Below are 10,600 nucleotides of genomic sequence, written 5' to 3'. Positions count from 1 at the left end.
CCCCCCCCCCCCCCCCCCCCCCCCCCCCCCCCCCCCCCCCCCCCCCCCCCCCCCCCCCCCCCCCCCCCCCCCCCCCCCCCCCGACCCACCCACCGACCGCAGGCGCTACGCGAACCCCCACCGAACCCGCACAGGCACCGCAGGCACCAACGCGCACCCCCACCAACCCGCCCAGACACCACAGGCACCAACGCGCACCCCCACCACACAGCAACAGGCCGCCGCAGGGACCCCCCGCCCAACCGCCGGAGGCACCCCGCACCAAACATCGCGAAGTCCCGCCCCTCACCCGAGGGACGGGACCTCACAAAGAACCGACGACCCGTCAGCCGATCTGAGTACCCGTGGCCGACAGCGCCTCGGTCACCGGCTGGAAGAACGTCTCCCCACCGGAGGAGCAGTCACCGCTGCCACCAGAGGTGAGCCCAACCGCCTTGTCCCCGGAGAACAGCGACCCACCACTGTCACCCGGCTCGGCGCAGACGTCGGTCTGGATCAGCCCGTTGACGATGTCACCGTTGCCGTAGTTCACGGTGGCGTCGAGCCCGGTGACCTTCCCGGAGTGCACCTGCGTGGTCGACCCGCTGCGGGTGACCTCCATACCGACGGTGGCCTCGGCGGCACCGCTGATGGCCTGCGTGGAGCCGTTGTAGAGGTTGACCTCGCTCGGGTGGTCCACCTCGGCGGTGTACTTGACCAGCCCGTAGTCGTTGTCCGGGAAGCTGGACACCTCGTTGGTGCCGATCACGTTGCCGCTGGAGTCCGACCACTCCGAGATGCCCTCGGTGCAGTGCCCGGCGGTCAGGAAGAACGGCTCGCCGCCCTTGACGACGTTGAAGCCGAGCGAGCAACGCCCGCCGTTCCCGGTGATCGCGTCACCACCCGCGACGAAGGGCTTGAACTCCCCCTTCGTCCGCTTCAGTTCGGCCTTGCCGCCGAGCCCGTCGACGACCTCGGTCAGCTTGGCCAGCTCGGCCTTGGAGACCGTACGGTCCGCGGTGACGACGACCTTGTTGGTCGTGGGGTCGGTCGCCCACGAGGTGCCCGGAATGGTCGCGTCCTGCTTGAGGGTCGTACGCGCGCTCTTCAGCTCGGCGAGCGAGTTCTCGACGACCCGCGCCTTGGCGCCGGCCGCCTCGACGGCGTCGGCGGCGGCCTCGTCGAGGACGTTCACCACAAGGTTCTTGGTCTGCGCGTCGTAGTAGGTACCCGCGGCATCGGCGCCGAGGTCCTTGGCGAGCGTCGAGGCGAGCTTTCCGGCCGCGCCGACCGACAGCGTCTTCAGCGCGGGCGCCTCGGGCGTTTCACTCGCGTTCGCAGTCTGCAATGTCACTCCCGCGGCCACCAGTGCGGCGATGCCCGCACCTGCCACGGCTGCACGGCGCTTGGGTATGCGTCGGTGCTTCAACTCACGTCCTCCTGTGGGGGGTCGGCCCGAGAGGTTGTGGGGACCTCGCCGGACCGGAAGGCGTACGGCTACGGAGGCGGCTCACAACAAAAGCCGCGTCCGGGCCGGTTGAACAACACTCACTATTTCGGGGCGCACAGTGAGTGCACAAGGTCGACTTCCGGACGCGCGTAGAACACGGTTGCACTCCCCCGTTGTCTTGACCGTGCACAGTCACACCGGGGTTCTTCGCACAGCAAACACCCCGAGCTATCGACACATCAGCAACGCGTAAGGTCTACGCCTGTCTTGAATCCGACCCCTCGTGGCCCGAATCATGACCCGAATCCAAACGCGATTCAAGAGGAGGCGGAGCTCCACCCTCCGCATTCCCCGACTGCTGCCCGGCGACCGCGACCTGCGCCCCTTTCTCCAGAAAACGCAGCAATTCCACCGGAATCGGCAGCACCAGGGTGGAGTTCTTCTCGGCCGCCACCGCCATCACCGTCTGCAGCAACCGCAGCTGCAGAGCCGCAGGCGTATCGGCCATCTGATGAGCGGCCTCCGCCAGCTTCTTGGAGGCCTGGAACTCCGCGTCGGCGTTGATCAGCCGCGCCCGCCGCTCCCGATCGGCCTCCGCCTGCCGCGCCATCGACCGCTTCATGGTCTCGGGCAGCGAAACGTCCTTGATCTCCACCCGGTCGATCGTCACGCCCCACTCCACCGCCGGACTGTCGATCATCAACTCCAGGCCCTGGTTGAGCTTTTCGCGGTTGGACAGCAGGTCATCGAGCTCGCTCTTGCCGATGATCGACCGCAGCGACGTCTGCGCCATCTGTGAGACCGCGAACCGGTAGTCCTCCACCCGTACGACCGCCTCGGCCGGCGCGGTCACCTTGAAGTAGACGACGGCGTCGACCCGAACCGTGACGTTGTCCCGTGTGATGCCCTCCTGCGCGGGCACCGGCATCGTCACGATCTGCATGTTCACCTTGCGCAGTTTGTCGACACCCGGAACGATCATGGTGAAGCCGGGCCCGCGCACCTGGGGCCGGAGCTTCCCGAGGCGGAACACCACGCCCCGTTCGTACTGCTTGACGACCCGCGCCGCCGCCGCCACATACACCACACCGGCGGACGCGAGCACCACTCCCGCCGCCACCAGCTCCTCGACCATCACGACCCCCCGGGGTCCGACGTGGGCGCATTAGAGGGGAGCACTTCCCGCGCTTCGACGGTAACCCCGCGACACGACCAAGAGCGAGCCCCCGTACGACAGTTGCGTACGAGGGCTCGCGGTGCTGCCGGCTGCGGATCAGGCCCTGCGGGCGCTGACCGTCATACGAGTTCGGCCGTCATACGAGTTCGGCCGTCACAGGGGTACCGGCCGTCAGTAGACGCTGACGCCGTACGCGCTGAGGGCCTCGGTGACCGGCTGGAAGAAGGTCGTGCCGCCGGAGGTGCAGTTGCCGCTGCCGCCGGAGGTCAGACCGTACGCGGTGCCGTTGCTGCCGTAGAGCGAACCGCCGGAGTCGCCGGGCTCGGCGCAGACCGTGGTCTGGATCAGGCCGCCGACGACGTCGCCGCCGCCGTAGTTGACGGTCGCGTTGAGAGCGGTGACCCGGCCGCTGTGCGTACCGGTGGTGGAGCCGTCACGGATGACGGTGGTGCCGACGGCCGGCGTGGCCGCGCGGGTGATGTCCACGCCGTTCGCGGTGCCGGGGCGGCTGACGGACCCGGTGTAGCGCACGATGCCGTAGTCGTTGCCCGGGAAGCTGGAGCCGGCGGTCGAGCCGATGACCTGGGTGCGGCCGGAGTTGGAGTACCAGGTGCCCGCGCCGTCGGTGCAGTGACCGGCCGTCAGGAAGTACTGGTTTCCGCTGCTGTCCTGGACGTTGAAGCCGAGCGAGCAGCGCCAGCTACTCGCATAGATGGCGTCGCCGCCCTGGATGAACTTGCTGAACTTGCCGGCGGTGCGCTTGATCGTGAGCGCGTCGGCGTTGGCGCCGGCCTGCTCCTTGATCTTCGCGATCTCGGCCTGGGAGACCGTGCTGTCGACGGTCACCATGACGCGGTTGGTCTTGCTGTCGACGGCCCAGGCGGTGCCCGGGATGTCGGCCTTCAGCACCGAGCCGCTGGCGCTCTTGAGCTCGGCGGCGCTGAAGGTGGTGGTGTCGGCGGCGGTCGCGTTGGGGATCGCGATCGCGGCTGCGGCCACGAGGCCGGAGGAAACGGCGATCAGCCGGGTCCGTCTCGTAATGCCACTGCGGGGGGTGGTGCGCTTGATCCTCACTTGTCGTTCCCTCCAAGGGAAATCGGGGGGCCCGCGTGGGGTCGGGGCCCGTGAGGCGCAGTCAGCGGGTCACAGGTCCGGATTCCGGACACGGCGTGCCCCTGACAAGCGCTGGGGGGAGTATTCGGCCGGACGACCGGTGGACGCAAGGGCGCCTTTCGGCCGTCAACCGTTGAACGATCTGTGTGAATCGGCCGCCCACGGGCCGGCGCCACCAAGTCCGCACCGGCACCGGCACCCAGCGGCGTTCCGCCTCGGCGCCCGTCAGGACCGCTCCCTCAGCCTCGGCCGCCGAGCCTTGAGGGATGTCCGGAAGTCGCCCCTCCGGCCAGCCCTAGCAGCCGTCGCAGGGGCAGCAGCAGTCGCAGCCGTTGCAGTCGCAGTCACGGCAGCAGCCTTCACGCTTCTTACGGGACCACGGGCCCTCGTACTCCTTCGCACAGCACAGCTTGCAGGTGCAGCACAGCAGCCAGAACATCCCGCAGCCGGCCCAGAATCCACGCCGCCCCTTCGGCGGCTGAGGGGCCGGTCCACCGCCGAACCCGCCGAAGTCACCACCGCCGCCTCCGCCGAAGCCACCGGCACCGCCACCGGGCGCGCCCCCGCCGGCGGCGTACGGGTTCCCGCCGGCGTACGGATTCCCGCCACCGGCATACGGATTCTGCGGCGCCCCGTACGGCCCCGCCCCCCGCCCCTGCTGCGGCGGCTGCCCATAGGGCCCGGGCTGGTGGGACGCATGGGACGAACAGGTCGGCACCGTGCCGAACGCCCGGTCCACCGAGCGCCGCAGCTCGTGGACGAGCAGCAGATGCGCGAGCTTGGCGCCGCTGTGTTCTTCTGGGGAGCCCCCAGACCCCCAGGCCACCTCACGCAGCGCGAGCCGCACCCCGTGCACCGCGTCGTCGGCGAGCCGCCGCGCCTCGGCGAGCGAGGTCCCGGTCGCGCTCAGCGGGTTCCACGCACCGGCCGCGGCGTCCGCCTCCCTGTCCTCCACGGCGTCCAGGAGGTGCGCCAGCCGTCCGAAGAGGCGTCCGGCCTCGGCGAGCGGCTCGGCGTTGTGCGGGCGTCCGGCCAGGATCGCGGTGTGGGCGAAGGCGGCGGCGGTCGCCGTCTCGGTCGGCTCGGTCACGGCGAGGATCGGCGTCCCGGGCCCGGCCAGCGCCTCGATGCCGGCCTGCCGGTCCACGGCGTCGACGAGTACGGCGGTGTCGAACCCGACCGCCGAGCCGCTCCGGGCACCCGCCGCACCCCAGCCCGCGGCCACCCGGCGCGCGGCGAGCGCCACGGGCTTGCGGGCCAGCAACCCGTCGCCGTCGGCCACATGGTCACGCACCTTGGCCGAGGCGAGCACCAGCGAGACGGCGGCGGCGAGCCGAGCGCCCTCACCCTGCGCGACGGACGCGGTGCGCATCCCGCGCAACGGGCACGGTCCCGCCGTGCGCCGCAGCCCGCTGTCCCGCTCGGCCTGAGCCTCCGTCAGAACCGAGATGAGGAGCCCGTCGTAGTTGGTCACTATCCGCGCGAACTGGCCGTGGTCCCCGCGCAACGAGAGGCAAAGCCCGCACAAATGCGCCAACCATTGGTCGGCGAGCTTCTCTCCGAGCCGATGGCGACAGGGCCGGACGATTCCGAACACGACGTTCCCCCGAGGTTCTTACGGCGCTCCGACGACGCTGAGCTGCCGCATCGTACCGACCGGAGTACCGAACGCGACGGCCGGTTCCTTCACCCGGACGCACCTCGCGTCACCCATACGCCGCGAAGAATAATATTTCACTCCCAGTCAGCAGCCGTACGTGGCATGCCCCTTGGGGGACACGGGCTCTCGACGGATTCGCTGTGCACCAGTACCGTCACAAACCCCCCGCGCGGCGTCTATCCACTTGGCACGACGTCCGCATCATGGATGACCATAGGGATGCGGAAAGCAAAATAAAGACCGCTGTGAGAGGAGGCGTCCATGGGATCGGTGCGCAAGGCGAGTGCCTGGCTGGGCCTCGTTGACGACAACGATGACGAGCGTTACTACGACGACGACTACTCCGAAGGGACCGAGCCCGGGGACGCCTGGGTCACCGACCCGAGGGTCAAGGTGGCCTCGGACGTGGCCGAGGAGAAGGGCCGCCGTATCGGCACGGTCACCCCGGACAGCTTCCGGGACGCCCGCGCCATCGGCGAGCTGTTCCGGGACGGGGTACCGGTCATCATGAACCTCACGGCCATGGAGCCCGCCGACGCCAAGCGCGTCGTGGACTTCGCCGCGGGGCTCATCTTCGGTCTGCGCGGCTCGATCGACCGCGTGTCCAACCGTGTGTTCCTGCTGACCCCGGCCGACACGGAGATCATCAGCGGCGAGCGTGCGCCGCACCGTGAGGACGGCTTCTACAACCAGAGCTGAGGCAGGGCCGCTCACCGGCCCTGCCTCCCGCGCAGGGTTTACCGGAACGCGTCGATTCCGGTGAGCGCCTTGCCCAGCACGAGCTGGTGCATCTCGACGGTGCCCTCGTAGGTGAGCACCGATTCGAGGTTGGTGGCGTGCCGCATCACGGGGTATTCGAGCGAGATCCCGTTGGCACCGAGAATCGTCCGCGCCGTACGGCAGATGTCGATGGCCTCGCGGACGTTGTTGAGCTTGCCGAAGCTGACCTGCTCGGGGCGCAGGCGGCCGGCGTCCATGCGCCGCCCCAGATGGTGGGCGAGCAGAATCCCCTTGTGCAGTTCGAGCGCCATGTCGGCGAGTTTGGCCTGGGTGAGCTGGAAGCCCCCGATCGGCCGGCCGAACTGCTCCCGCGTCTTCGCGTAGTCGACAGCGGCCTCGAAACAGGACCGCGCCGCTCCCATGGCACCCCACACGATCCCGTACCGGGCGTGCGAGAGACAGCTGAGCGGCCCCTTGAGCCCGACGACCTCCGGGAGCACGGCGTCGGAGGGCAGCCGCACATCATCGAGAACCAGCTCGCTGGTGACGGAAGCGCGCAGCGACAGCTTGTGCTTGATCTCGGGAGCGGAGAACCCGGCGCTGTCGGCAGGCACCACGAACCCCCGGATCCCCTCCTCCGTCTGCGCCCACACGACGGCGACCCCGGCGACGGACCCGTTGGTGATCCACATCTTCCGCCCGTTGAGCACCCAGTCCGAGCCGTCCCGCTTGGCGTACGTCCGCATGGAGCCCGGGTCGGACCCGTGATCCGGCTCGGTCAGCCCGAAGCACCCGATGACCTCACCGGAAGCCATCCGGGGCAGCCACGCCTGCTTCTGTTCCTCGCTCCCGAACCGGTGAATCGCGTACATGGCGAGGGACCCCTGCACGGACACCAGCGACCGAATCCCGGAGTCGGCGGCCTCCAGCTCCAGACAGGCCAGCCCGTACTGCACGGCGGAGGCCCCGGCGCACCCGTACCCACTGAGCGACATCCCGAGGGCCCCGATCTCCCCCAGCTCCCGGGCCAGCTCCCGAATCCCCGGCAACTCCCCCTTCTCGTACCACTCGGCGACATACGGCACGACCCGATCCGCCGCCCACTCCCGCACGGTGCCCCTGATGGCCAGGTCCTCGGGCTCCAGGAGGTCGTCGATGCCGAGGGGGTCGGCGGGGTCGAACGGGGGCAGTTTCGAGGACGCGGACATGGAAGACCCTCCGGCAACGACTAAAACTAGCGCCGCTAGTCACGACTGTGCCGCCGACGCTACGACGCGGGGTCTCGGACGTCCAGTACCGGCGGTCACGGACGGGCAAGCCGACCCTGGGGAGAAAGGCTCGGTCAAGCGGAGACGCGGGACTCCGCGACTTCCCTCGGCTTGGGCAACTCCACAGCCTCCGCGGCCTCACACTGCATGACCCGCGGCAACCGCAACGCCATCACGGCCCCCAGCAACAGCAACCCCGCGCTCACCAGCAACGTCACATGCAGCCCGTGCACGAACGAGTCCCGAGCCGCATGCCGCAGGGCGACCCCGGCCGGCCCGCCCAGCTGCGCGGCAACCTCGTACGCCTCACCCAACGAGTGAGAAGCCGCCGCAGAGGCCGGCGCCGGAACACCCGGCACGGTCTCCAGCGCGGGCGCGTACGCCGCGTTCATCACGCTGCCCAGCAGCGCGATCCCGATCCCGGCGCCCAGCTGGTACGAGGTCTCACCGATCGCCGCGGCCCCACCTGCCTGCTCCTGCGGAGCCTCGCTCAGCATCGACTCGTACGCCCCGAAGAGCGTCGTCTCCAGTCCGAAGCCGAGCAGCACGAACCCGGACACCATCAGCGCGCAGTTGTCGGCCCGCCCCATCGCCGTGAGCAGCACCACCGCGCCGGCCGTCAGACAGAACCCGAAGCACACCATGCTGCGCGGTCCGAACCGCCGCAGCATGCGCGCCCCCGCCAGCCCCGCCGCCATCGCGGCGAAGGTCAGCGGCAGCAGCCGTAGCCCCGTCTCCAGCGGCGACAGCCCCAGCACCAGCTGTAGATACTGCGCCGCGATCAGTTCGAGCCCCACCAGCGCGAGCATCGCCAGCACGATGCACCCGACGGACGTACTGAACGCCGGTCGCGCGAACATCTTGAGGTCCACCAGCGGATACGCCCGCCGCCGCTGCCGTCGTACGAAGAGCACCAGCAGTGCCGCACCGATCACCAGCGGCGCCACCGTGAACACGCTGTCCACCGGCTCCCCGCCGCCGAGCCGCTTCACGCCCAGCACCACACCGAACAGCCCGGCCGCCGCGAGCAGCGCGCCGATGACGTCCCAGGGGCCCTTGCCGTCGCCCTTGGACTCGGGCAGCAGAAGTCGGCCCACCGGAAGGCTGACCAGCATCAACGGGATGTTGACGAGGAAGACCGAGCCCCACCAGAAGTGCTCGAGGAGGAAGCCGCCGAGCAGTGGCCCGACCGCCGCGCCCACGGCGGCCACGGCGCTCCAGATGCCGATCGCGAGGGCACGCTCGCGCCGGTCCGGGAAGACCTGGCGCAGGATCGACAGCGTCGCGGGCATGATCATCGCGCCGCCGACGCCGAGCAGGGCGCGGGCCAGGATCAGCACCTGCGGGTCGTGCGCGAGGGCCGCGAGGCCGGAGGCGATGCCGAAGAGGCCGTATCCGAGGAGCAGGACGCGTCTGCGGCCCACCCGGTCGCCGAGCGTGCCGAAGAGGATCAGCAGCGAGGCGCAGACCAGCGGGTAGATGTCGACGATCCAGAGCAGTTCTATCGCGCCGGGCCGGAGGTCCTCGGTGACGGCGGGCACCGCCACGTGCAGCACGGTCGCGTCGACGGCGACGAGGAGCAGGCTGACGCAGAGGACGACGAGGACGACCCAGCGGTTGGCACCGGCCCCGGCCGCCCGACGGCGCAGCGCAGCGGCAGCCGTGGTCGTCCCGGACATGTATGTACCTCCCAGTGTTTCCTCTCCCTCGGCGGGCTCACGGGGTGGGGACTCCCCGTGACTCGGCCGGAGAGGAGCGGTGGTCTCCGGCCCGCGCAACGAAGGGCGAGTGACTCGTCAGGTTACGCGAGTTCCTGTGAGAGCCGAGTGGCGGACCTCTCAGACCTCGCACAGAACGCGTGTGGCGTACGCCACTCTCCCCGTCTGTCACCACGTCCCGGCGACCGGGCCGGTTCGGCCCACCGTCGATAATCGAGCCCGTGACCGATCTTGACACGCGCACGGCAACGGCCGGCCCGTCGGCCCTGCGCCGCGCCGCCCCGGCCCTCCTCGGCTACGCGGCTGTGCGCGCCCTGGGCCTGCTGGCCCTGGCCCTGTGGAGCGCGGCGCGCGAGAAGAGCGCGTACACCTTGCTGACCGCCCGCTGGGACGCGCTCTGGTACACGAGGGTCGCGGAGCTGGGCTACGGCTACGAGGTGCGCCTGCCGAACGGCGACGTGCACTCCAACCTGGCCTTCTTCCCCCTCCTGCCCTGGCTGGAGCGGCTCGGCGCGGCACTGACCCCCCTGTCGTACGCCGACGCGGGCTTCGCGGTGAGCCTGCTCGCGTCGTTGGCGGCGGCCTGGGGGATCTTCGCGGTCGCCGACCATGTGTACGGCCGTAGGGAAATAGGCGCGGAGCGCGGCCTTGGAAGGGTGGTGGCGGGAGACGGGCGGGCGGGGGTGTGCGCCGTACTGCTGTGGGCGGTGCTCCCCGTCGGGATCGTGCAGTCGATGGCGTACAGCGAGTCGCTCTTCACCGCGCTCGCCGCCTGGTCGCTGTACGCCGTCCTGACCGGCCGCTGGCTGACGGCGGGCACCCTGGCCCTGCTGGCGGGCCTGACCCGCCCGGTGGGGATCGCCGTCGTCGCGGCGGTCTGGGCGGCGGGCATCGCCGCTTTCGCGCGAGACCGGAGCGGTGCTTGCGCACCGGAACCAAGTGATCCTTCCGGGCGGGACCGAAGCGACCCGGGGCCGCACGGCACACGGCGTACGACGCGCGCCCTCGGCATGCTCCTCGCCCCCCTCGGCACCGCCGGCTACGTCCTGTGGGTCGGCCACCGCACCGGAAAGGGCCCACTCGGGTATCTCGACGTCCAGGCCGGCTGGCGCAACGGCTTCGACGGCGGCTACGCCTTCGCCCGGTTCGTCGCCGACAAGTTCACGTCGTTTCCGTCGGCCCTGGCGGGGGTCGGTCTGATCGTCGGGGTCGGGCTGGTGGTGTGGCTGTACGTCGTCTGCGTCCGGCAGCGCCAGCCGCTCCCGCTCCTGGTGTACGGGGGTGTCGTCACCGCGCTCGCCCTGTGCGCGTCGAGCTACTTCGGCTCGAAACCGCGCCTGCTGCTGCCCGCCTTCCCCCTGCTGCTGCCCCTCGCGCTGTCCCTGGCCCGGCTGCGTACGCCCAGGTCGGCGGCGGTGCTGGCCGCGGTCGCGACGGCCTCGGCGGTGTACGGGGCGTTCTGGCTGAACGGCTCCGGTCCGCCGTGACCGGCTGCGGGCCGACCATGAGCGCTCG

At 70.4% G+C, this 10,600-nt stretch carries 8 protein-coding genes; 2 read left to right on the top strand and 6 right to left on the bottom strand.

Going from position 1 to position 10,600, the window contains the following annotated elements:
* Nucleotides 1-325 precede the first annotated feature (325 nt).
* The 4 genes from ACIBAG_RS44760 to ACIBAG_RS44745 all read right to left on the bottom strand — a co-directional run bounded on the left by ACIBAG_RS44760 (nt 326) and on the right by ACIBAG_RS44745 (nt 5,316).
* On the bottom strand, nt 326-1,408 hold the full coding sequence (locus tag ACIBAG_RS44760; RefSeq protein WP_399113769.1) for a S1 family peptidase: 1,083 nt from the start codon (nt 1,406-1,408) through the stop codon (nt 326-328).
* 277 nt (nt 1,409-1,685) lie between these two features.
* A complete protein-coding gene (locus ACIBAG_RS44755) occupies nt 1,686-2,564 on the bottom strand; it encodes a slipin family protein (protein WP_399113767.1) in 879 nt (292 codons plus the stop codon).
* Nucleotides 2,565-2,777: 213 nt separating this feature from the next.
* A complete protein-coding gene (locus ACIBAG_RS44750) occupies nt 2,778-3,680 on the bottom strand; it encodes a S1 family peptidase (RefSeq protein ID WP_399113765.1) in 903 nt (300 codons plus the stop codon).
* Between the two features lie 334 nt (nt 3,681-4,014).
* On the bottom strand, nt 4,015-5,316 hold the full coding sequence (locus ACIBAG_RS44745; protein WP_399113763.1) for a DUF5685 family protein: 1,302 nt from the start codon (nt 5,314-5,316) through the stop codon (nt 4,015-4,017).
* 324 nt (nt 5,317-5,640) lie between these two features.
* On the opposite strand from ACIBAG_RS44745, the gene ACIBAG_RS44740 reads away from it, so the two are divergent.
* Nucleotides 5,641-6,078, top strand: a complete 438-nt coding sequence (locus ACIBAG_RS44740; RefSeq protein ID WP_031486205.1) for a cell division protein SepF — start codon at nt 5,641-5,643, stop codon at nt 6,076-6,078.
* 38 nt (nt 6,079-6,116) lie between these two features.
* On the opposite strand, the gene ACIBAG_RS44735 is transcribed toward ACIBAG_RS44740, so the two are convergent.
* Nucleotides 6,117-7,307 carry an acyl-CoA dehydrogenase family protein gene (locus tag ACIBAG_RS44735; protein ID WP_399113762.1) on the bottom strand — a complete coding sequence of 397 codons (1,191 nt, stop codon included), beginning with the start codon at nt 7,305-7,307 and terminating at the stop codon, nt 6,117-6,119.
* Between the two features lie 134 nt (nt 7,308-7,441).
* A complete protein-coding gene (locus ACIBAG_RS44730) occupies nt 7,442-9,046 on the bottom strand; it encodes an MFS transporter (protein ID WP_399113761.1) in 1,605 nt (534 codons plus the stop codon).
* Between the two features lie 260 nt (nt 9,047-9,306).
* Here ACIBAG_RS44730 and ACIBAG_RS44725 point away from each other — a divergent pair, with 260 nt between their 5' ends.
* Nucleotides 9,307-10,572 (top strand): mannosyltransferase family protein, encoded by a 1,266-nt coding sequence (locus ACIBAG_RS44725; protein WP_399113759.1) that lies wholly within the window; start codon nt 9,307-9,309, stop codon nt 10,570-10,572.
* Nucleotides 10,573-10,600: the final 28 nt, after the last annotated feature.

Origin of the sequence: Streptomyces sp. NPDC051243, assembly GCF_044455405.1 — a bacterium.
Taxonomy (GTDB): Bacteria; Actinomycetota; Actinomycetes; order Streptomycetales; family Streptomycetaceae; genus Streptomyces.
This window is presented reverse-complemented; position numbering and strand designations above follow the sequence as displayed.